We start from the raw sequence: 21,732 nt of genomic DNA, 5'->3' as shown, positions 1-21,732 counted from the left end.
GGGTTCGAGCCATTGTGCGCCTGCTTGCTGGCCTTTGCGAGCCCCGGCCGTGCCAGCAGTCAGTCGTGCCTGTGCTCTTCGATGTTGCGCTCAAGAAAGCGCCACAGCCGCTCGTCTTCGCTGAAGGCCACGTTGAAGCGCAGCCAGCCGGTGGGATGCGGGTTGACCAGAAACAGCTGACCCGGACCGAGCATGATTCCCTCCGCCGCGGCGCGCCGCGAAAGCTCGGCGCTGTCGGCAATGTCCGGGTGCCGGGCCCACAGGTACATGCCAGCCGCGGCTTCATGGAACAGCTCGAAGCCCAACCCGTCCAGCCGCCTCGCGACGCTGCCTTGCGCCTGCGCGAGACGGTCTCGCAGGGCCTTGAGATGCTTGCGCCAGCGGCCGTCGGTCACGGTGCCGAAGGCCAGGCGCTCGGTGATGTCGGATGAAGTGAGGCCCGAGACCATCTTGAGCTGCGCCAGTTCTTCGAGCAGTTCCGGCTGGGCGACCACATAGCCGACGCGGATGTTCGGCGAGATGGTCTTCGAGTAGCTGCTCACGTAGACCACGCGGCGCAGCTGCCCCAGGCTGGCGAGCGAGGGGCGCATCGATGCGTCCATCTCGGCGTAAATGTCGTTCTCGACCAGCGTGAAGTCGTGCGTCTGGGCCAGCTGCAGCAATTGCACCAGTTGCGGCAGCGAGGCCATCGAGCAGGTCGGGCTCTGCAGCCGGGGCTGGGTGAAGAAGGCCTTGGGCCGGTGCACCGCGAGCAGTGCCTCGAGCGCGGGCATGTCGTAGCCCGTCGGGGTGCGCGGCACGCCGATGATCTCCACGCCCAGGAAGCGCAGCATGAACATCAGGTTCGGATAGCCCGGGTCGTCCACCAGCACCGAATCGCCCGGCTTCAGCAGGCGGCGCGCGACCAGGTCCAGCGCCTGGCTGGAACCCTGGGTCAGCAAGACTTGTGCAGCCTCGACCACGATCTGCTGCTCCGACAGCGCCTCGGCCGTTGCCATGCGCAGTGCCATGTGGCCGAAAGGCAAGCCGTAGCCGCCGATGTCGGTGCCTTCGGAGGCCAGGTGGCGCAGGCTGCGGCGCATGCCGTCCTCGAACAGCCAGTCGTGCGGCAGCCAGCCGCAGCCGGGCTTGAGCGGCAGGTTGCGGTTCTCGAAGATCTGCTGCAGATACCAGCGGGCGTCGAAGCGGGGGTCCGGGCGGGGCACGCTGGCCGCGCCGGCGACGCTGTCTTCGCTGCGCCGCTTGACGAAGAAGCCCGCGTTGGCGCGCGAGACCAGCAGGCCCTGCGCCACCAGCCGGTCGTAGGCCTCGACCACCGTGAAAACACTGACACCGTGCGCCGCGGCAAAGGCGCGGATCGACGGCAGCTTGCTGTCGGCCTTGAGCTTCTGGGCGCCTATCAGTCCGCGCAGCCCTTCCACGATCTGGCTTACCAGCGGCGTCGGCTGTTCGGGGCGAAGAATGAGCATCGAGGGTGTCTCCGGCAGACCGGCCTGCACCATATTGAGGAAAGTATGTACAGGATACAAGACCAGTACAGTCTTCCGGGCGATCACTTCCGGTGTACATGGCTGGATCGATTCGCGCGACCTAGAGTGCCGGCTTTCCTTCTCCAAAGCACAGGTCGTACCATGCAACGCGAACCCCACCTCAGCAACGCCGCCCTCATGGCCCGCCGCAGCGCGGCCGTCGCCCGCGGTGTCGGCCAGGCCCATGAAATCTTCGTCAGCCGGGCCGCCAACGCCGAACTGTGGGACGTCGAGGGCCGCCGCTACATCGACTTCGCGGGCGGCATCGCGGTGCTCAACACCGGGCACTGCCACCCGGAGATCAGCGCCGCCGTCAAGGCGCAGGTAGACCTTTATTCGCACACCTGCTTCCAGGTGGTGGCCTACGAGCCCTATGTGGAGCTGGCCGAGCGCCTGAATGCACTGGCTCCGGGCGCGTTCGCGAAGAAGTCGATCTTCCTGAGCACCGGCGCCGAGGCGGTGGAGAACGCCGTCAAGATCGCCCGCGCCCACACCCGGCGCCCTGGGGTCATTGCTTTCACCGGCGGCTACCACGGCCGCACGATGATGACGCTCGGCCTCACCGGCAAGGTGGCTCCCTACAAGATCGGCTTCGGCCCCTTCCCGGGCGAGGTGTTCCATGCGCTGTACCCGAACGCGCTGCACGGCGTGAGCGTGGACGATGCCCTGCATTCGGTCGAGCTGCTGTTCAAGAACGACATCGAGCCCGAGCGCGTGGCGGCCTTCATCCTGGAGCCGGTGCAGGGCGAAGGCGGCTTCTACGTGGCGCCCAACGACTTCGTCGAAGGCCTGCGCGCGCTGGCGGACCGCCACGGCATCCTCATCATTGCCGACGAGGTGCAGACCGGCGCGGGCCGCACCGGCACCTGGTTTGCCAGCGAGCAGTGGCCCGTGGCACCCGACCTGATCACCACCGCCAAGTCGATGGCGGGCGGCTTCCCGATCTCCGGCGTGGTGGGCCGCTCCGAGGTGATGGACGCCCCCGCGCCCGGTGGCCTGGGCGGCACCTATGCCGGCAGCCCCATCGGCTGCGCCGCGGCACTCGCAGTGCTGAAAGTGTTCGACGACGAGCAACTGCTGGCGCGCAGCCGCGCGCTGGGCGAGCGGCTCACGGCCGGCCTGCGCCGCATCGCGGCCGACGTGCCGGCCATCGGCGACGTGCGCGGGCTCGGCGCCATGGTGGCCGTCGAGCTGTTCGAGCAGGGCGACACGTCGCGCCCCGATGCCGCGCTGACCCGCAAGGTGGTCGCGGAGGCGGCGCGGCGCGGGTTAATCCTGCTGTCATGCGGCACCTACGGCAATGTAATTCGCGTACTGGTGCCGCTCACGGCATCCGACTTGCTTGTGGACGAAGGCCTGGCGCTTCTCGCGGACAGCTTCGCCGCACTGCGCTGATCGACAGATCCTTTCCTTAATTTCTCCTCCATGACAGCAGAACCCTTGGTGCGCTTCCAGCGCGTCCAGAAGACCTACGACGGCGAACACCTGGTGGTGCGCCAGCTCGATCTGGACATTCACCGTGGCGAGTTCCTGAGCCTGCTCGGGCCTTCGGGGTCGGGCAAGACCACTACGCTGATGATGCTGGCGGGCTTCGAGTCGCCGACCTCGGGCGAGATCCTGCTCGACGGCAAGCAGATCACCGGCACGCCGCCGCACAAGCGGAACTTCGGCATGGTCTTCCAGAACTACGCGCTGTTTCCGCACCTGAGCGTGGGCCAGAACGTGGCCTATCCGCTCACCGTGCGCAAGGTGCCCAAGGACGAGCAGCAGCGCCGCGTGCAGCGCGCGCTCGACATGGTGCAGCTGCGCGGCATGACCGACCGCCTGCCCGGCCAGCTCTCGGGCGGCCAGCAGCAGCGCGTGGCGCTCGCGCGCGCGCTGGTGTTCGAGCCCCAGCTCGTGCTGATGGACGAGCCGCTCGGCGCGCTCGACAAGCAGCTGCGCGAGCACATGCAGCTCGAGCTCAAGGACCTGCACCGCCAGCTGGGCGTGACCTTCGTCTACGTGACGCACGACCAGGGCGAGGCGCTCACCATGAGCGACCGCGTGGCGGTGTTCAACGAAGGCGTGATCCAGCAGCTGGACACGGTCGACCGGCTGTACGAGACGCCTTCCAACCGCTTCGTGGCCGGCTTCGTCGGCGACAACACCGTGCTGAAGGGCCAGTTGGGCCAACAGGGCCATGGCGGTGAGCACGCCGAGATGAAGCTGCCCGATGGCCGCGTGCTGCACGGGCTCAACGTCAGCGGCGCAGCCGCGGGCGCGACCGTCGAGGCCTGCATCCGCCCCGAGCGCGTGGTGCTGCACCGCAGTCCGCCCGCGCCGCGCGCCAACATGCTCGCCGCCCAGGTGGCGCGCGTCATCTACTTCGGCGACCACCTGCGGCTGCTGTGCAGCGTTGGCGGCGACCAGGCCGAAGCCACCGTGAAGCTGCCGCTGAACGGCCTCGACGGTGCCGCGGCGCCGCAGGCCGGCGAAGCGGTGGTGCTCGAATTTCCGACGGCGCATGCGCGCATCTATGCCTCCTGAATCCGGCTTGTTGTTCCCTCGTTTCCTTTCTTTGCTTTCATCACCCAGGAAGACTTCCACCATGAAAAAGACTCTCCTCGCCTGCACCGTCGCCGCCAGCTTCGCACTGCCGGCCTTTGCCCAGCAGCAGCTCACCGTGGTCAACTTCGGCGGCGCCAACGCCAATGCGCAGAAGAAGGCCTACTACGAGCCCTTCGAGAAGACCGGCACCAAGATCATCCCGGTCGAATACAACGGCGAGCAGGCCAAGATCAAGGCCATGGTCGAGACGAAGAAGGTCACCTGGGACGTGGTCGAGGTCGAGTCGCCCGATGCGGCGCGCGGCTGCGACGAGGGCCTGTTCGAGAAGCTCGACTATTCCAAGATCGGCAGCAAGGCCGACTTCCTGCCGGCCGCCGTCACTGACTGCGGTGTGGGCCTGTTCGTGTGGTCGACCGTGATGGCCTACAACGGCGAAAAGCTCAAGACCGCGCCCAGCAGCTGGGCCGATTTCTGGGACGTGAAGAAGATCCCCGGCAAGCGCGGCATGCGCAAGGGCGCGCGCTACAACCTCGAGTTCGCGCTCATGGCCGACGGCGTGAAGCCGGCCGATGTCTACAAGGTGCTCGGCACCAAGGAAGGCGCCGACCGCGCGTTCAAGAAGCTCACCGAACTCAAGCCGAACATCCAGTGGTGGGAAGCCGGCGCGCAGCCGCCGCAGTTCCTGGTGGCCGGCGACGTGGTGCTGACCACCGTCTACAACGGCCGCATCGACGCGGCCAACCGCGAAGGCCGCGACCTCAAGATCTACTGGCCGGGCGGCATCTACGACCTCGACTACCTGGTGATCCCGAAGGGCGCACCGAACAAGGAAGCCTCGCTGAAGTACATCCAGTTCGCGATGCAGCCGGCCAACCAGGCTGTCTATGCCCAGAACATCGCCTATGGCCCCACCAACACCAAGGCGCTGACTTCACTCAGCAGCAAGGTGCTGGCCGACCTGCCGACCTCGTCGACCAACGCCAAGGATGCGCTGCAGTTCAACGTCGGCTTCTGGGCCGACCAGGGCGAGGCGCTCGAGAAGCGCTTCGCATCCTGGGCCACGCAGTAAACAGGCAAACGAGCGAGCGCGAAAAAGGCCATGCACGCGGCAACGTCTGTTCCCCTGGTTCCAGCAGAAGCGCCGCCCGGCGAACTGCGGCGTGCGCTGGCGCGCGCCGAAGCCCGCCGCAAGTGGCGCGCGTTTGCGCTCACGGTGCCGCTGCTGGTGTTTCTGCTGCTGACGCTGCTGGTGCCCATCGTGGCGCTGCTGCAGCGCGCGGTAGAAAACCCCGAAGTGGCCAACGCGCTGCCGCGCACCGTGCGCGCGCTCGACGGCTGGAACCGCAAGGAGGCGCCCGCGCCAGCGGCCTTTGCAGCCATCGCAGCCGATCTCGGCCAGCTGCCCGACAGCTCCGACGCGGGCGCCCTGGCGCGCCGCCTCAACACCGAAATTGCCGGTGCCCGCTCGCTGGTGATGGGCACCTTCCGTGCGCTGCCGATCGCCGGCACGCCGGAAGAGGTCAAGGCGCGCATGCTGGAGCTCGACCCGCGCTGGGGCGAGGCGCCGTACTGGCAGGCGATTGCCAAGAACGGCTCGCGCTGGACGCCCGACTACCTGCTCGCCTCGGTCGACCTGCGGCGCGACGTGGCCGGCGAGGTCGAACGCATGCCCGCCGACCAACGCGCCTTTGCCGGCATCCTGCTGCGCACCTTCCAGATCAGCGCCGTCGTCACCTTCTTCTGCCTGCTGCTGGCCTATCCGCTGGCGTGGTGGCTGTCGACGCTGCCCGCGCGCAAGGCCAACGTGCTGATGATCCTGGTGCTGGTGCCGTTCTGGACTTCCATCCTGGTGCGCGTGGCGGCCTGGATCGTGCTGCTGCAGTCCGAGGGGCTGGTCAACCGAGGCCTCATGGGCATCGGCCTGATCGACCATCCGCTGGCGCTGCTGTTCAACCGCACCGGCGTGATCATCGCGATGGTGCACATCCTGCTGCCCTTCATGATCCTGCCGCTGTACAGCGTCATGAAGAGCGTGCCTCCCACCTACCTGCGCGCGGCCGTCTCGCTGGGCAGCTCGCCGCTGGCGGCCTTCTTCCGCGTGTACGTGCCGCAGACCTATCCGGGCATCGGCGCCGGCGCGCTGCTGGTCTTCATCCTGGCCATCGGCTACTACGTGACGCCGGCGCTGCTCGGCGGCGCGGACGACCAGATGCTGAGCTACTACATCGCGCGCTACACCAACGTCGAAATCAACTGGGGCATGGCATGCGCGCTGGGCTCCGTGCTGCTCGTCGCCACGCTGATTCTGTATGCCGTGTACCGCCGCATCGGCAAGGCCGAGCTGAGCCTGGGCTGAGCCGCACGAAAGACGAACAAGCATGTTGAAGCTTCCCCAATTCCCGGCCTATGCCACCTTCGCCGACAAGCTCGGCTGGTGGCTGGTGCGCGTCGGCTGCGTCGCAGTGCTGGCCTTTCTGCTGGCGCCGATCCTGGTGGTGATTCCGCTGTCGTTCTCCGACAGTTCGTTCCTGGCCTACCCGATTCCCGGCTGGTCGCTGCGGTGGTATCGCAACCTCTTCGAATCGCCCGAGTGGGCACGCGCGGCGCGCAACAGCTTCATCGTCGCGCCGGCCGCCACGGTGCTGGCCACCGTGCTGGGCACGCTGGCGGCGGTGGGGTTGTCGCGCACGAGCTTCGCCTTCAAGGGCCTGCTCATGAGCGTGCTGATCTCGCCGATGGTGGTGCCGATCGTGGTGGTGGGCGTTGCCACGTATCTCTACTTCGCGCCCATCGGTCTGGCCGACACCTACTTCGGGCTGATCGTGGTGCATGCGGCGCTGGGCGCGCCCTTCGTGCTGACCACGGTGCTCGCCACGCTGGCCGGCTTCAACCAGAACCTGGTGCGCGCATCGCTGAGCCTGGGCGAGACACCGTTCAGGACCTTCATGCGCGTCACGCTGCCGGTGATTGCGCCGGGCGTGATCTCGGGCGCGCTGTTTGCCTTTGCCACTTCGTTCGACGAAGTGGTGGTCACGCTGTTCCTCGCGGGGCCGGACCAGGTCACGCTGCCGCGCCAGATGTTCACGGGCATCCGCGAGAACATCTCGCCCACCATCGCCGCCGTGGCGACGCTGCTGATCATCTTCACCACCACGCTGCTGCTTGCGCTCGAATGGCTGCGCGGCCGGCGGCGCTGAACCCACGAAGCACGATGCCCACCACAACTCCGAACCAGCCGCTGGGCGGCAACACGATGCCGCGCTTTGCCGGCCCCGGCACGATGATGCGGCTGCCCTCGGCAACTTCTGCGCAGGGGCTGGACGCGGCGTTCATCGGCGTGCCGCTGGACATCGGCACTTCCAACCGGCCGGGTGCGCGCTTCGGGCCGCGCCAGATCCGCGCCGAGTCGGCATTGCTGCGGCCCTACAACATGGCCACCGGCGCAGCGCCTTTCGACAAGCTGAACGTGGCCGATCTGGGCGACGTGCCGATCAACACCTATTCGCTCGAAAAATCGATCGACATCATCTCGGACTTCTACGACACGGTGCTGGCCGCCGGCTGCGCGCCGCTGACGCTGGGCGGCGACCACACCATCGCGCTGCCGATCCTGCGCGCATTGGCGCGCAGGCATGGCCCGGTTGCGCTGGTGCATGTGGATGCGCACGCGGACGTGAACGACGACATGTTCGGCGAACGCATTGCGCACGGCACTCCGTTCCGGCGCGCCGTCGAAGAGGGCCTGCTGGCCTGCGACAAGGTCTGGCAGATCGGCCTGCGCGGCACCGGCTATGCGGCGGACGATTTCGACTGGCCGCGCGAGCAGGGTTTCACCGTGGTGCAGGCGCACGAGGTCTGGTATCAGTCGCTGGCGCCGCTGATGGCGCAGGTGCGCGAGCGCATCGGGCCGACGCATCCGGTGTACATCAGCTTCGACATCGACGGCATCGATCCCTCGTTCGCCGGTGGCACCGGCACGCCGGAGATCGGTGGGCTCACCGTGCCGCAGGCGCTGGAGATCGTGCGCGGCTGCCGCGGGCTGAACGTGGTGGGCGCCGACCTGGTAGAGGTCAGCCCGCCGTACGACACGAGCGGAAACACTGCGCTGCTCGGGGCCAATCTGCTTTACGAAATGCTCTGCGTGCTTCCCGGCGTACCTTTCCGCTGACACCGGGTGCTTGCACCGGCCACTCATTTCTTCAGAGACAACACGACACCATGGACACGAAGACATCTCCCCTCGCGCTGCTGAACGACCCGACCCTGCTCAAGACCGACGCGCTGATCGCGGGCGAATGGATTGCGGGCGCCAGCCGCTTCGACGTGAACGACCCGGCTACCGGCCGGAAGCTGGTCGACGTGGCCAACCTCACGCGTACGGACGCTGCGCACGCCATCGCCGCCGCCAACAAGGCGCTCGCCGCCTGGCGTGGCAAGACCGGCAAGGAACGCAGCATCGTGCTGCGCAAGTGGTTCGACCTGCTGATCGCCAACACCGAAGACCTCGGCCGCCTGATGACCGCCGAGCAAGGCAAGCCCTTTGCCGAGGCCAAGGGCGAGGTTGCCTACGGCGCGAGCTTCATCGAGTGGTTTGCGGAAGAAGCCAAGCGCGTGAACGGCGAGGTGCTGCCGCAGTTCGACAACAACCGCCGCCTGCTGGTGATGAAGCAGCCCATTGGCGTGTGCGCGGCGATCACGCCGTGGAATTTTCCGCTGGCCATGATCACCCGCAAGGTGGCGCCGGCGCTGGCCGCGGGCTGCACGGTGGTCATCAAGCCGGCCGAACTCACGCCGCTGACCGCCCTGGCCGCTGCGGAGCTGGCGGTGCGGGCCGGCATTCCGGCGGGCGTGCTCAACGTGCTCACGGCCGACAGCCAAAACAGCATCGCGATCGGCAAGGAGCTGTGCGAGAGCGACGTCGTGCGCCACCTGAGCTTCACGGGCTCCACCGAAGTGGGCCGCATCCTGATGAGCCAGTGCGCGCCGACGGTCAAGAAGCTGTCGCTGGAGCTGGGCGGCAACGCGCCCTTCCTGGTGTTCGACGATGCGGATGTGGATTCGGCTGTCGAAGGCGCCATCGCGAGCAAGTACCGCAACGCCGGCCAGACCTGCGTGTGCGCGAACCGGCTGTATGTGCAGGAAGGCATCTATGACGCCTTCGTCGAGAAGTTCGCGGCCAAGGTGAAGGCGCTCAAGGTCGGCAACGGCTTCGAGGACGGCGTGATGCAGGGCCCGCTGATCGAGGATGCGGCCATCGACAAGGTGCAGCGCCATGTAGCCGATGCCATCGCCAAGGGTGGCAAGGTGCTGGCGGGCGGCCACAGGATGCAGGGCCAGTTCTTCGAGCCGACCGTGATTGCCGAAGCCACGCCCGACATGCTGTGCGCACGCGAAGAAACCTTCGGCCCCTTCGCGCCCGTGTTCCGTTTCAAGACCGAACAGGACGGCATCGACGCGGCAAACAACACCGAGTTCGGCCTCGCGAGCTACTTCTACACACGCGACGTGGGCCGGATCTTCCGCGTTGCTGAAGCGCTGGAGTACGGCATGGTCGGCATCAACGCCGGCGTGATCGCCACCGAGCACGTGCCCTTCGGCGGCGTGAAGCAGTCGGGCCTGGGGCGCGAAGGCTCGCACCACGGCATGGACGACTACGTGGAGATCAAGTACCTCTGCCTGGGCGATATCCAGAAATAAGAGGAGGAAGGCGGGGGCAAGCCCCGCCCTGCCCTACCCTACCTATCGCGCCAGCACCGGCGCCAAGGCCACGCCGGTGTGCGTGCCCAGTCGCACCACTTCTTCCGGCGGTGCCGCCGCGACGATGCGCCCGCCTGCGTTGCCACCCTCGGGCCCGAGGTCGAGGATCCAGTCGGCCTCGGCGATCAGGTCGAGGTCGTGCTCGATCACCACCACGCTGTGGCCGCCGTTCACCAGCCGGTGCAGCACGTGGATCAGCTTCTCGACGTCGGCCATGTGCAGGCCCACGGTCGGCTCGTCGAGCACGTACAGCGTGTGCGGCGCCTTCTGGCCGCGGCGAGTGATGTCGTCGCGCACCTTGCTCAGCTCGGTCACTAGCTTGATGCGCTGCGCCTCGCCGCCCGACAGCGTGGGCGAAGGCTGCCCCAGCGTGAGGTAGCCGAGCCCCACGTCCTTCAGCAACTGCAGCGGATGGCTGATGTTGGGCATGCTGGCAAAGAATTCGACGGCCTCGTCGACTTCCATCTTCAGCACGTCGCCAATGCTCTTGCCGCGCCAGCTCACGGCCAGCGTCTCGGGGTTGAAGCGCGCGCCGTGGCACACCTCGCAGGGCACCTTCACGTCGGGCAGGAAGCTCATCTCGATGGTGCGCACGCCCGCGCCGTCGCAGCCGGGGCAGCGGCCTTCGCCGGTATTGAAGCTGAAGCGCGCCGGGCCGTAGCCGCGCGCCTTGGCTTCGAGCGTGTCGGCAAACAGCTTGCGGATGGTGTCCCAGAAGCCGATGTAAGTGGCCGGGCAGCTGCGCGGCGTCTTGCCGATGGGCGTCTGGTCGACTTCGAGCACGCGATCGATGGTCTCGTAGCCCTCGACCTTGCTGCAGCCGGCCCAAGCCGGGCGCTTGCCCGCGGCGTCCGCATCGCGGCCCGCCTTGGTCATGCGCTGCACCACGATGCCGTGCACGTTGGCCAGCAGCACGTCGCGCGCGAGCGTCGATTTGCCCGAGCCGCTCACGCCGGTGACCACCACGAGGCGGTGCAGCGGCAGCGTGGCCGTCACGTCCTGCAGGTTGTGCAGGTCGGCGCCGTGCACGGTGAGCCATTCGCCGTTGTCCGTGGCCTTGGGGTTTGGCGAAGGCACCAGGCGGCGCGCTTGCAGCGGGTGCTTGATGGCATCGCGCAGGTAGCGGCCGGTCTGCGAATCGCCCGCGTTCTGGATGTCGGCCACCGAGCCCTCGGCCACCAGCCGGCCACCTCGCTTGCCCGCGCTCGGGCCGATGTCGATGATGTGGTCGGCGCGACGGATGGTGTCTTCGTCGTGCTCCACCACCACCAGCGTGTTGCCCTTGTCGCCGAGCTTGTGCAGCGCGTCCAGCAGGATCTGGTTGTCGCGCGCGTGCAAGCCGATGGTCGGCTCGTCGAGCACGTAGCACACGCCCTGCAGGTTGCTGCCGAGCTGCGCTGCCAGGCGGATGCGCTGCGCTTCGCCGCCTGAAAGCGTGGGCGCGCCACGGTCGAGCGTGAGGTAGCCCAGGCCCACTTCTTCGAGGAACTCGAGCCGGCTCTTGATCTCGGGCACGAGGTCGCGCGCGATCTCCGCTTCGCGGCCCGTGAGCGACAGCCCTTCGAACCACTGCCGCACCTCGGTCACGCTCATGCGCGCCAGCTCGGTGATGCCGATGCCGCCCGAGCCGTCGGCCGCGGTGCCGAAGCCCACGGCGCGGGCCGTGGCGTTCAGGCGCGTGCCTTCGCAGGTCGGGCAGACCACGTCGGCCAGGTCCTCGACCTCGGGTTCGGCAAAGGTCTGCTCGCGGCCCTTGTTGTCGTCGGCCAGCACGGAGTCGTCGAACACCTTGCGCTGGTCCTTGCTGAGCTTGACGCCCGTGCCCACGCAATCGGGGCACCAGCCGTGCTTGCTGTTGTAGCTGAACAGGCGCGGGTCGAGCTCGGCGTAGCTGGTGCTGCACACCGGGCAGGCGCGCAGCGTGGAGAACACGTTCACGCGGCCGATGCCGGCGGCGGACACGCCCGCCATCATCGCGGCGCGCAGGCCGTCGAGCTGGCTCAGCACATGCACCACACCCTTGCCGTGTTCGAGCGCCTTGGTCAGCGCCTCGCGCAGCTCGGTTTCTTTCGAAGGCAGCACGTCGAGGCTGGCCACCGGCAGTTCGATGCTGTGCTCCTTGAAGCGGTCGATGCGCGGGAAGCCGGTGGTTGGCAGGAAGTCGCCGTCCACGCGCAGGTGAGTGAAGCCGCGCGGGCGCGCCCAGTCGGCCAGCTCGGTGTACACGCCCTTGCGGTTGCTCACCAGCGGTGCGAGCAGGCCTATGTGCTGGCCCTTGAAGTTGCGCATCAGCTGCGCTGCGATGCTGTCGGGCGTTTGCGGCTGCACGGCCGCGCCGTCGTGAATGCAGTGCTGGATGCCCAGCTTCACGTACAGCAGCCGCAGGAAGTGCCACACCTCGGTGGTGGTGCCCACCGTGCTCTTGCGGCCGCCGCGCGACAGGCGCTGCTCGATGGCCACGGTCGGCGGAATGCCGTACACCGCGTCCACCTCGGGCCGGCCCGCCGGCTGCACGATGCTGCGCGCATAGGCGTTGAGCGATTCGAGATACCGGCGCTGCCCTTCGTTGAAAAGAATGTCGAAGGCCAGCGTCGACTTGCCCGAGCCGCTCACGCCGGTCACCACGCTGAACTTGCCGCGCGGAATGTCGACGCTGAGGTTTTTCAGGTTGTGCTCGCGCGCGTTGACGATCTCGATCGCGTTGCTGCCCGGCGCCGTCTTCGCATTGGCGATGTAGCGGCGCGCGGCGCGCTCGGCCACCTTGTAGGCGTCGGGGCCGATGGCGAGTTCATAGTCGGCCAGCGCGGCGCCGGTGAGCGAGGCGCGGTTCTCGCGCAGCTGCTCCGGCGTGCCTTCGGCCACCACCTGGCCGCCGCCCTCGCCGCCTTCGGGGCCGAGGTCGATGAGCCAGTCGCTCGCGCGGATCACGTCGAGGTTGTGCTCGATGACGATCAGCGAATGCCCGGCGTCGAGCAGCTTGCGCAGCGCGCGCATCAGCCGCGCGATGTCGTCGAAGTGCAGGCCGGTGGTCGGCTCGTCGAACAGGAAGAGCGTGCCCTTGCGCGCCACCGACTGCTTGCTCGAGGTCGCGCTCTTGGCGGCCTCGGCCAGGAAGCCCGCGAGCTTCAGGCGCTGCGCCTCGCCGCCGCTCAGCGTGGGCACGGGCTGGCCGAGCTTGACGTAGTCCAGGCCCACGTCAGAAATGGGTTGCAGCACGCGCAGCACGTCGCGATCGGCCTCGAACACGGTGGCGGCTTCGGCCACGGTGAGGTCGAGCACGTCGGCCACGTTGTAGCTCTTGCCCTTGCGCTCCACACGCACTTCGAGGATTTCGGGGCGGTAGCGCTTGCCGTCGCAATCGGGGCAGCGCAGGTACACGTCGGACAGGAACTGCATCTCGACGTGCTCGAAGCCCGAGCCGCCGCAGGTCGGGCAGCGCCCGTCGCCGGAGTTGAAGCTGAACTTGCTCGCGGTGTAGCCGCGCTGGCGCGACAGCGCCGCGGTGGCGAAGATTTCGCGGATGGCGTCCCACGCGCCCACGTAGCTCGCGGGGTTGGAACGCGCGGTCTTGCCGATGGGCGACTGGTCGACGAACACCACGTCACCGAGGTGGTCGGCGCCAAGCATGCGGTCGTGCGCACCGGGCGTTTCGGTGGCCTTGCCGAAGTGGCGCATCAGCGCGGGCGCCAGCACGTCCTGGATCAGCGTGGACTTGCCCGAGCCGCTGACGCCGGTGACGCACACCAGCCGCGCCAGCGGGAACTCGACCGCGATGTTCTTCAGGTTGTGCTCGCGCACGCCTTCGAGAATGAGCCGGTGCGTGTTCTCGCTCACGAGCCGCTTGAAGCCCATGCCGATCTTCTTGCGCCCGCCCAGGTACTGGCCGGTGAGCGTGTCGGCATCGCGCAGTTGGTCAGTAGTGCCGTCGAACACGATCTGCCCGCCGCGCGCGCCGGGGCCGGGGCCCATGTCGATCACGCGGTCGGCGGCGAGCATCACGGCCGGGTCGTGCTCGACCACCACCAGTGTGTTGCCGGCATCGCGCAGGCGCAGCATGGCCTCGGTGATGCGGTTCATGTCGCGCGGGTGCAGGCCGATGCTGGGCTCGTCGAGCACGAACAGCGTGTTGACCAGCGAGGTGCCGAGCGCAGTGGTCAGGTTGATGCGCTGCACTTCGCCGCCGCTCAGTGTGCGGCTCTGGCGGTCGAGCGTGAGGTAGCCGATGCCGACGTCGTGCAGGTAGCGCAGGCGCGTGGTGATTTCTTCGAACAGCAGCTTCAGCGCCTGGGTTTCGCCTTCGCTCACCGTGTGGCCGTTGCCGTGGTGCTCGACGCGGTCGAAGAGCCTGCGCAGCCGCTCGATGGGCAGCAGCATCAGGTCGTGCAGGCACAAGCCCGGCAGGGCTTCAAGCTGCGCGCGCGTCCACTTGGCGCCGGTGGGCATGAAGCGCTTTTCGGGCGGCAGCACCGCGTCTGCGTCTTCCTTGCTGCCGATGCGCCACAGCAGGCTGTCGAGCTTCAGGCGCGCGCCGCTGCAGGTGGGGCACGGCGTGTAGCTGCGGTATTTGGACAAGAGCACGCGGATGTGCATCTTGTAGGCCTTGCTCTCCAGATAGCCGAAGAAGCGCCGCACGCCGTACCACTGCTTGTTCCAGTTGCCTTCCTTGTAGTTGGGCGTGCCTTCGATCACCCAGTGCTTCTGCTCGTCGGTGAGCTTGTTCCAGGGGGTGTCGCGCGGGATGCCTGCGGTTTCGGCATGGCGCATGAGGTCGTCCTGCGCTTCTTTCCAGGCGGGCGTCTGGATGGTCTTGATGGCGCCGGCGCGCAGCGTGAGCTTGTCGTTCGGAATCACCAGGCCCAGGTCGACGCCGATCACGCGGCCGAAGCCGCGGCAGGTTTCGCAGGCACCCACGGCCGAGTTGAACGAGAACATCGACGGGATCGGGTCGGCGTAGCGGATGTCGCTCTCGGGGCAGTGCAGGCCGGTGGAGAACTTCCAGACGTCGGTAGGAGCGTTTTCCTCGGCGCCAGTGGCGTGCACGGTGACGCGCCCGCTGCCGCGCTTGAGCGCCACTTCGATGGCCTCGACCACGCGCGAGCGCTCGGCGCTCGATGCGCGAAAGCGGTCGGCCACCACGTCGAGCACCTTGCGCGGACCGGTGGGCGTGGCCACCTCGCGCTCGGCCTGCACGCGGGTGAAGCCGCTGGCAGACAGCCACTGCGTGACTTCTTCGGCCGTGGTGCTCGCGGGCAGCTCGACCGGGAAGGTGACCACCAGGCGCGGATCGCCCGCCGCGGCCGCGCGCTCGACGATCTGCGCGTAGATGCTGTCGGGCGAATCGTGGCGCACCGGCAGCGCGGTTTCGCGGTCGAACAGGTTGGCCGCGCGCGCGAAGAGCAGCTTCAGGTGGTCGTTCAGCTCGGTCATCGTGCCGACCGTGGAGCGCGAGGAGCGCACCGGGTTGGTCTGGTCGATGGCGATGGCGGGCGGCACGCCCTCCACCTTGTCGACGGCCGGCTTGTCCATGCGGTCCAGGAACTGGCGGGCGTAGGCGGAGAAGGTCTCCACGTAGCGCCGCTGGCCTTCGGCGTAGAGGGTGTCGAAAACGAGGCTGGACTTGCCCGAGCCGCTGGGCCCGGTGACCACCGTCATCTCGCCGGTGCGGATGTCGAGGTCGAGGTTCTGGAGGTTGTGCTGGCGCGCGCCGCGAATCCGGATGGAGCCCTGTGTCATGAGTGCCTTGGGGGGTGGGGCAAACATTCTAGGGAGTGCGCAATGACGGATTTGCGCACTACGTCACAAGGTCGGTGGCTGCGCAGGGGTTTGTCCGAATGGAATTCACGATACTTTCAGAAACAAATAGGACATTTGTTTTCACCTTCTCACAAACCGCTTCCCCCATTCCCTCGAAAGATTTCCATGACGAAGACGACGACGCGCATGCTTTGCGCCGCCGCCCTCCTGGCCTTCAGCGCCGTGGGCGCATCGGCCCAGATCCTGATCGGCCAGACCACCGGCGTGACCGGCTCGGTGGCCGCGAGCGTGAACGAGACCATCGGCGGCGCGCAACTGCTGATCGACTCGGTCAACACCCAGGGCGGCATCCACGGCGAGAAGATCGAAATACTGCGCATGGACGACGGCTTCGACGTGAAGCGCGCCAGCGAGAACGCGCGCGTGCTGATCGAGGACAAGAAGGTGCTGGCGCTGTTCATGAGCCGCGGCACGCCGCACTCGCAGGCCATCATCCCGTGGCTGGACAAGTACGACGTGGCGCTCATCGGCCCCTCCACCGGCGCGATGGTGCTGCACAAGCCGCTGCAAAAGCACGTGTTCAACGTGCGCGCCACCTACCAGCGCGAGGCCGAGAAGGCGGTGCAGCACCTGCTGACCATCGGCCTCACGCGGATCGCGGTGGTGCACGTGACCGATTCGTTCGGCACGGACGCGCTCGAAGGCGCGATGACCGGCTTCGCCAAGGGCAAGGCCAAGCCGGTCGTGACCATTCCGGCCGACCGCGACAAGCCCGACTACAAGGTCATCGTGCCGGCCATCAAGGACGCCGATGCGCAGGCCGTGGTGTGGATCGGCTCGGGCGTTGCCGTGGTCGACGGCATCAAGGCGCTGCGCGCGAGCGGCTCGGCGGCGCAGGTGGTCACGCTGTCGAACAACGCCTCGTCGGGCTTCATCAAGCAGCTGGGCGACGCGAGCAAGGGCGTGATCGTGACGCAGGTGTTCCCGAACGAGCGCTCGCTCGGCCAGCCGATGGTGAAGGAAGCCCTGGCACTCGCACAGGCCAAGGGCCAGGCGGAGCTGTCGCCGGCCATGCTCGAAGGCTTTGCCTCGGCCAAGGTGCTGGTGGAGGCGCTGCGCCGCGCGGGGCCCAAGCCCACTCGCGCGAAGATGGTCGCCGCGCTCGAGAGCCTCAAGGGCTACGACCTGGGCGGCGGGCTGGAGGTGAGCTATTCGCCGCAGGACCACAGCGGCATCGACTTCGCGGACCTGTCGATCATCAGCGACGGGCGCTTCAAGCGCTGAGCCCCGCCCCTCGATAACGCCATTCCTCGAACCAACGGCCCGCCGACACAACCGGCGGGCCGTTGGCTTTGGGCGTTCTGCAAACCTTGTTCTGACAGGGTTTCCGCGAACTGGCGGCAAGTGACGTTCAGCAACACATTACACACCTGCTGACAGAAGCACTCCGCTTCGTGGAAAGGCTTTGCTCGATGAAAAAGACGTTCACGTCCTGCGCCGTGGCGCTGCTCCTGACCATGGCAGCCCAGGGCGCAACGGCCCAGATCCTGATCGGCCAGTCGGCCGACCTTTCAGGCCCGGTGGCGGCCAGCGTCAAGGAAACCATCATGGGCTCGCAACTGGTCATCGACCAGGTCAACGCCCAGGGCGGCATCAACGGCGAGCAGATCGAGGTGATCCGCATGGACGACGGCCTCGACGCCAAGCGCTCGCTGGAGAACACGCGCGTGCTCATCGAAGACAAAAAGGTCGTCGCGCTGCTGCTCAACCGCGGCACGCCCAACACGCTCGCGGTGATTCCGCTGCTCGACAAGTACGGCGTGGCGCTGGTCGGCCCTTCGACCGGCGCGATGGCGCTGCACAAGCCGCTGCAGAAGAACATCTTCAACGTGCGCTCGACCTACCAGCGCGAGGCCGAGAAGGCCGTGCAGCATCTGCAGACCACCGGCATCCAGCGCATTGCCGTGGTGCAGGCCGACGACTCCTTCGGCAAGGACGCAATGGAAGGCGCGAACAAGGGCTTCGAGAAAGCGAACCTGAAGCCGGCCGTGATCGCGCTGGCCGACCGCAACAAGCCCGACTTCGCGGCAATCGTTCCGCAACTGACCAAGGCCAACGCGCAGGCGGTGCTGTGGATCGGCTCGGGCACTGCCGTGACCGACGGCATCAAGGCGCTGCGCGCCGCGGGCTCGGCGGCGCAGATCATCACGCTGTCGAACAACGCGGCCTCGGGCTTCATCAAGGAACTGGGCTCGGCGAGTGCCGGCGTGATCATCACGCAGGTGCTGCCCTACGAGCGCTCCTTCGGCCACCCGCTCATCAAGGAAGCGCTGGCGCTGGCCAAGGCCAAGGGCCAGAACGACCTGTCGCCGGCGCTGCTCGAAGGCTTCGTCGCCACCAAGGTGATGGTGGAGGCGCTGCGCCGCACGGGCCCGAAGCCCACGCGCGCAAAGCTCATCGCCACGCTCAACAACTTCCAGTACGACGTGGGCGGCGGGCTCGACGTGAGCTATTCGCCGACGGACCACACGGGCATCGACTTCGTAGACCTGTCGATCGTCAGCGACGGCAAATTCAAAAGATAAGGCGGCGCCTTACTTGGGCGCAGCGGCGGGCGCAGGCTCGTGCGTGGTGGTATCGCCACCGTGCTTCTCGCCCGACATGTCGACCTTGTCGCCGGCCTTGGAGATCACGTACAGAGCAATGGCGGCAAAGATGACGAAGCCGACGACGAGTTTCCACATGGGTGTTGTCTCCTGACGAGGTTGATTGATTCGAGGGTTCAAGAAAAAGGCCTCATGCGGTTGGCATGAAGCCTCTTTGTTGAACGGAGGGCATGGCGCCCTCCTGTGCGAGCGACGCTCAGTCGTTCGCGTAGATGTCCACGTTCTTGGTTTCGCGGATGAAGATCGTGCCCACCACCAGCGTGATGCCGGCAATGATGATCGGATACCAAAGCCCGTTGTACATGTTGCCGGTGGAGGCCACGATGGCGAAGGCCGTGGTCGGCAGCAGGCCGCCGAACCAGCCGTTGCCGATGTGGTACGGCAGGCTCATCGAGGTGTAGCGGATGCGCGTGGGGAACAACTCGACCAGCATCGCCGCGATCGGGCCGTAGACCATCGTCACCAGCAGCACCAGCCAGAACAGCAACACGATGGTCATCACCTTGTTGATCTTGGCGGGGTCGGCCTTGGCTGGGTAGCCTGCAACCTTCAGGTCTTCGGCCACGCCCTTCTTGAAGGCAGCGATTTCCTTGGCGGAGTTTTCGTCGAACTTGGAGTTCGCGACGTTGCCGACGGGCGCCTCGACCGACTTGTCGCCGATCTTCACGATGGCCTTCGAACCCGGCGCGCCGGCCACGTTCTCATAGCTCACCGAGTTCTGCACGAGGTAGCGCTTGGCGATGTCGCACGAGCTGCGGAAGTCGATCTCGCGGGCCACCGGATTGCCCTGGAACGAGCAGGTCGCCGGGTCGGCCGTCACCGTGACGGCGGCCGTGGCCTGTGCGCGGGCCAGGTCGGGGTTGGCGGCTTCAGTCAGCATCTTGAAGACCGGGAAGTAGGTGACCACGGCCAGCAGGCAGCCGGCCATGATGATCGGCTTGCGGCCGATCTTGTCCGACAGCGTTCCGAAGATCACGAAGAAGGGCGTGCCCAGCAGCAGCGCGGCGGCAATCATCAGGTTGGCCGTGGTCGCATCGACCTTCAGCTGCGCAGTCAGAAAGAAGAGCGCGTAGAACTGGCCCGAATACCAGACCACCGCCTGGCCCGCCGTAAGGCCAACCAGCGCCAGGATCACGATCTTCAGGTTCTTCCACTCGCCGAACGACTCGGACAGCGGCGCCTTCGAGGTCTTGCCCTCGGCCTTCATCTTCTGGAAGGCTGGCGATTCACTCAGCGACAGGCGGATCCACACCGAGATGCCCAGCAGCAGGATCGACACCAGGAACGGAATGCGCCAGCCCCAGTCGTTGAACACCGCTTCGCCGAACCATTCGCGCACGCCCAGGATCACCAGCAGGCTCAGGAACAGGCCGAGCGTTGCCGTGGTCTGGATCCACGAGGTGTAGGCGCCGCGCTTGCCGTGCGGCGAGTGCTCGGCCACGTAGGTGGCGGCACCGCCGTATTCACCGCCGAGCGCCAGGCCCTGCAGCATGCGCAGCGCGATCAGGATCACCGGCGCCGCAACGCCGATGGTCGCGTAGCTGGGCAGCAGGCCGACGATGAAGGTCGACAGGCCCATGATCAGGATCGTGACCAGGAAGGTGTACTTGCGCCCGATCATGTCGCCCAGGCGGCCGAACACGATGGCGCCGAACGGACGCACCAGGAAGCCAGCGGCGAACGCCAGCAGCGCGAAGATGAAGGCCGCGCCCGCATCCAGGCCACTGAAGAACTGCTTGGCGATGATCGCGGCCAGCGAACCGTAGAGGTAGAAGTCGTACCACTCGAACACGGTGCCGAGCGAGGAGGCGAAGATGACTTTCTTCTCCTCCGCTGACATGGGCCGGGGGGCCGGATGCGGCACTCCCCTCGAATCTAGTGTGGCTGCCATTGGTCATCTCCTGTGTATGCGTTCGTTGCGGTTCCCGGCATTCGGGACCGTGAGGCATTCTTGGAGGCGCGACTGACCCGAGCCTTGCGCGAAACTGAACCGACGCTTACGGATTAGGGTGAAACCCGCGCAGCGCGTTTCAGCCTGTAAGAAATTCGGCCCTTACCGGGTTTTACCTAGGTGCCTGGTTCTTGCTGCTGTGCAGCAGGGATGGGCGCTGGTCCGCAGACGTCCATTGCGGGCCGTCGAACCATGCGTCGCCCGCCAGGTAGGCGTGCAGCATCTGCAGGCCGTCGAAGCCCCAGAACAGGCGGCCGTCGACCACATAGGCCGGCGTGCCGAACACGCCGAGCTGCAGGGCCTCGTCGGTGTTGCGCTTGAGCAGAGCCTTGCTCTCGTCGCTGTTCGCTTCGCGCTTCGGCTTCAATTGCGCGGTGAGCGCGGCGAGGCGCGTGGCGTCGCCCGCATCTTCACCGCCGCGCCACACGTGACGGAAGACGGTCTCTGCCACGAGGCGGCTGATGCTGCCGTCATCGCTCGTGGACACGGCGAGCCGCAGGTGCGGCAGCGGGTTGTAAGGGTGCGAGGCAGGCATCTCGATCTCGATGCCATTCGCATGGCCCAGCCAGAGCACATGGCGATACGTCCAGCTGCGCTTCGACGGAATCTCCGCCGGGCCGAGTTGCCCGTGCTGCTTGAGCAGCGCGCCCAGCAGGACCGGCTTGTAGGCCACGCTGTAGCTCAGGCCTTCGAGCGCCTCGGGCAGGTGCTCGAACGCGAGGTGCGCGTAGGGCGAGATGAAGTCGAGATAGAAGTCGATGTGCTTCATGCGTGCCTGTCTCCTGTATCGGCTGGAGCCCGCCAGATGCCGGCCTTGGCCCGCAACTCTATCGCTCGCCAGACGTGGCGCCGCGTTTCGTCTTCCATCTTGCTCCAGCCCGCGATCTCGGGAATGGTGCGCAGGCAGCCTTCGCAGAAGCCGCTCAGGCGGTCCATGCGGCACACCGACGAGCACGGCGAGGGCACGTCTTCCACCATGTCCTGCACGGCCACGGCGCGTTCGGCAAGCGTTTCGGCCTCGTCGAAATTCACACCACGTCCGCCACCGGCGCGCCGGTGAGTTTTTCGAGATCATGCGGGCGCAGTTGGAACACCGCATGCGGATGGCCCGCGGCCGCCCAGATTTCCTCGAAGCGGAACAGCTCGCGGTCGATCAGCACCACGGGCTTGGTCACATGCCCCACGGGCGAGACGCCGCCGATGGTGAAGCCGGTGCGCGCCTTCACGAAGTCGGCATCCGCACGGCCGGTCTTGCCGACCAGCGCATCGACCTTCTTCTCGTCCACGCGCTTGTCGCCTGAGGTGATGACCAGCACCGCCACTTCGTCGCTCTTGCGGCGGAAGATGATGCTCTTGGCGATCTGACCGACAGAGATGCCGAGCGCGTCGGCCGCCTGCTGCGCGGTACGGCAGGCGTCGTCGAGCATGCGTGGCGAATGGGGATGGCCGGCGTCCTGCAGCACGCGGGAGACGCGCTGGACACCTTCGGGGAGGGAGTGGAGTTCAGAGCCGCACATGGACATGG

Annotated in this window: 16 protein-coding genes; 9 read left to right on the top strand and 7 right to left on the bottom strand. The window is 67.0% G+C overall.

The features are described 5' to 3' along the window. Positions 1-59 precede the first annotated feature (59 nt). Positions 60-1,469, bottom strand: a complete 1,410-nt coding sequence (locus ACSFCA_RS32555) for an aminotransferase-like domain-containing protein (protein ID WP_258352786.1) — start codon at positions 1,467-1,469, stop codon at positions 60-62. Between the two features lie 162 nt (positions 1,470-1,631). Here ACSFCA_RS32555 and gabT point away from each other — a divergent pair, with 162 nt between their 5' ends. The 7 genes from gabT (at position 1,632) to ACSFCA_RS32520 (ending at position 9,776) form a co-directional block, all read left to right on the top strand. Further along, positions 1,632-2,924, top strand: a complete 1,293-nt coding sequence (gene gabT / locus ACSFCA_RS32550; protein ID WP_435462353.1) for a 4-aminobutyrate--2-oxoglutarate transaminase — start codon at positions 1,632-1,634, stop codon at positions 2,922-2,924. A 30-nt stretch (positions 2,925-2,954) separates the two neighbouring features. After that, on the top strand, positions 2,955-4,058 hold the full coding sequence (locus ACSFCA_RS32545; protein WP_258352784.1) for an ABC transporter ATP-binding protein: 1,104 nt from the start codon (positions 2,955-2,957) through the stop codon (positions 4,056-4,058). A 61-nt stretch (positions 4,059-4,119) separates the two neighbouring features. Further along, positions 4,120-5,148 (top strand): ABC transporter substrate-binding protein, encoded by a 1,029-nt coding sequence (locus tag ACSFCA_RS32540; RefSeq protein WP_093056723.1) that lies wholly within the window; start codon positions 4,120-4,122, stop codon positions 5,146-5,148. Positions 5,149-5,178: 30 nt separating this feature from the next. Then, positions 5,179-6,435 carry an ABC transporter permease gene (locus tag ACSFCA_RS32535; protein WP_426390524.1) on the top strand — a complete coding sequence of 419 codons (1,257 nt, stop codon included), beginning with the start codon at positions 5,179-5,181 and terminating at the stop codon, positions 6,433-6,435. A 22-nt stretch (positions 6,436-6,457) separates the two neighbouring features. Next, a complete protein-coding gene (locus ACSFCA_RS32530) occupies positions 6,458-7,276 on the top strand; it encodes an ABC transporter permease (protein ID WP_435462354.1) in 819 nt (272 codons plus the stop codon). 14 nt (positions 7,277-7,290) lie between these two features. Next, on the top strand, positions 7,291-8,247 hold the full coding sequence (gene speB / locus ACSFCA_RS32525) for an agmatinase (RefSeq protein WP_435462355.1): 957 nt from the start codon (positions 7,291-7,293) through the stop codon (positions 8,245-8,247). Between the two features lie 50 nt (positions 8,248-8,297). Continuing rightward, positions 8,298-9,776: an NAD-dependent succinate-semialdehyde dehydrogenase gene (locus tag ACSFCA_RS32520; RefSeq protein ID WP_426390525.1), complete on the top strand. Its 1,479-nt coding sequence runs from the start codon at positions 8,298-8,300 to the stop codon at positions 9,774-9,776. Between the two features lie 42 nt (positions 9,777-9,818). On the opposite strand, the gene uvrA is transcribed toward ACSFCA_RS32520, so the two are convergent. Then, the gene (uvrA, locus tag ACSFCA_RS32515; RefSeq protein ID WP_435462356.1) at positions 9,819-15,569 is read right to left on the bottom strand and encodes an excinuclease ABC subunit UvrA; all 5,751 of its coding nucleotides are present in this window, start codon (positions 15,567-15,569) and stop codon (positions 9,819-9,821) included. A 186-nt stretch (positions 15,570-15,755) separates the two neighbouring features. Here uvrA and ACSFCA_RS32510 point away from each other — a divergent pair, with 186 nt between their 5' ends. Next, complete coding sequence (locus ACSFCA_RS32510) at positions 15,756-16,874, top strand: ABC transporter substrate-binding protein (protein WP_435462357.1); 1,119 nt, start codon at positions 15,756-15,758, stop codon at positions 16,872-16,874. A gap of 188 nt (positions 16,875-17,062) precedes the next feature. Continuing rightward, on the top strand, positions 17,063-18,175 hold the full coding sequence (locus tag ACSFCA_RS32505) for an ABC transporter substrate-binding protein (RefSeq protein ID WP_258352776.1): 1,113 nt from the start codon (positions 17,063-17,065) through the stop codon (positions 18,173-18,175). 9 nt (positions 18,176-18,184) lie between these two features. On the opposite strand, the gene ACSFCA_RS32500 is transcribed toward ACSFCA_RS32505, so the two are convergent. From ACSFCA_RS32500 to ACSFCA_RS32480, 5 genes are all read right to left on the bottom strand, one after another. Further along, positions 18,185-18,334: a hypothetical protein gene (locus ACSFCA_RS32500; protein WP_019656389.1), complete on the bottom strand. Its 150-nt coding sequence runs from the start codon at positions 18,332-18,334 to the stop codon at positions 18,185-18,187. 118 nt (positions 18,335-18,452) lie between these two features. After that, entirely contained in the window at positions 18,453-20,147 is a 1,695-nt protein-coding gene (locus ACSFCA_RS32495; protein ID WP_258352775.1) for an MFS transporter, read from the bottom strand. A gap of 172 nt (positions 20,148-20,319) precedes the next feature. Next, positions 20,320-20,976, bottom strand: a complete 657-nt coding sequence (locus ACSFCA_RS32490; protein ID WP_435462358.1) for a 2-hydroxychromene-2-carboxylate isomerase — start codon at positions 20,974-20,976, stop codon at positions 20,320-20,322. After that, positions 20,973-21,239: a DUF1289 domain-containing protein gene (locus ACSFCA_RS32485; RefSeq protein ID WP_435462359.1), complete on the bottom strand. Its 267-nt coding sequence runs from the start codon at positions 21,237-21,239 to the stop codon at positions 20,973-20,975. Before ACSFCA_RS32485 ends, ACSFCA_RS32490 begins: the two co-directional genes overlap by 4 nt. Further along, complete coding sequence (locus ACSFCA_RS32480) at positions 21,236-21,724, bottom strand: YbaK/EbsC family protein (RefSeq protein WP_093056785.1); 489 nt, start codon at positions 21,722-21,724, stop codon at positions 21,236-21,238. The genes ACSFCA_RS32485 and ACSFCA_RS32480 overlap by 4 nt, the downstream gene beginning before the upstream one ends. Positions 21,725-21,732 lie beyond the last annotated feature (8 nt).

Origin of the sequence: Variovorax multivorans (assembly GCF_051216835.1) — a bacterium.
In the GTDB taxonomy this organism is placed as follows: Bacteria; Pseudomonadota; Gammaproteobacteria; order Burkholderiales; family Burkholderiaceae_C; genus Variovorax.
This window is presented reverse-complemented; position numbering and strand designations above follow the sequence as displayed.

Excerpts from the sequence above, each read along its gene's own strand:
- ACSFCA_RS32510 (WP_435462357.1), top strand. The coding sequence starts at position 15,756 with ATGACGAAGACGACGACGCGCATGCTTTGCGCCGCCGCCCTCCTGGCC.
- ACSFCA_RS32545 (WP_258352784.1), top strand. The coding sequence starts at position 2,955 with ATGACAGCAGAACCCTTGGTGCGCTTCCAGCGCGTCCAGAAGACCTAC.
- ACSFCA_RS32535 (WP_426390524.1), top strand. The coding sequence starts at position 5,179 with ATGCACGCGGCAACGTCTGTTCCCCTGGTTCCAGCAGAAGCGCCGCCC.
- ACSFCA_RS32555 (WP_258352786.1), bottom strand. The coding sequence starts at position 1,469 with ATGCTCATTCTTCGCCCCGAACAGCCGACGCCGCTGGTAAGCCAGATC.
- uvrA (WP_435462356.1), bottom strand. The coding sequence starts at position 15,569 with ATGACACAGGGCTCCATCCGGATTCGCGGCGCGCGCCAGCACAACCTC.
- ACSFCA_RS32480 (WP_093056785.1), bottom strand. The coding sequence starts at position 21,724 with ATGTGCGGCTCTGAACTCCACTCCCTCCCCGAAGGTGTCCAGCGCGTC.
- ACSFCA_RS32540 (WP_093056723.1), top strand. The coding sequence starts at position 4,120 with ATGAAAAAGACTCTCCTCGCCTGCACCGTCGCCGCCAGCTTCGCACTG.
- ACSFCA_RS32505 (WP_258352776.1), top strand. The coding sequence starts at position 17,063 with ATGAAAAAGACGTTCACGTCCTGCGCCGTGGCGCTGCTCCTGACCATG.
- ACSFCA_RS32520 (WP_426390525.1), top strand. The coding sequence starts at position 8,298 with ATGGACACGAAGACATCTCCCCTCGCGCTGCTGAACGACCCGACCCTG.
- ACSFCA_RS32530 (WP_435462354.1), top strand. The coding sequence starts at position 6,458 with ATGTTGAAGCTTCCCCAATTCCCGGCCTATGCCACCTTCGCCGACAAG.
- speB (WP_435462355.1), top strand. The coding sequence starts at position 7,291 with ATGCCCACCACAACTCCGAACCAGCCGCTGGGCGGCAACACGATGCCG.
- ACSFCA_RS32490 (WP_435462358.1), bottom strand. The coding sequence starts at position 20,976 with ATGAAGCACATCGACTTCTATCTCGACTTCATCTCGCCCTACGCGCAC.
- gabT (WP_435462353.1), top strand. The coding sequence starts at position 1,632 with ATGCAACGCGAACCCCACCTCAGCAACGCCGCCCTCATGGCCCGCCGC.
- ACSFCA_RS32495 (WP_258352775.1), bottom strand. The coding sequence starts at position 20,147 with ATGGCAGCCACACTAGATTCGAGGGGAGTGCCGCATCCGGCCCCCCGG.
- ACSFCA_RS32500 (WP_019656389.1), bottom strand. The coding sequence starts at position 18,334 with ATGTGGAAACTCGTCGTCGGCTTCGTCATCTTTGCCGCCATTGCTCTG.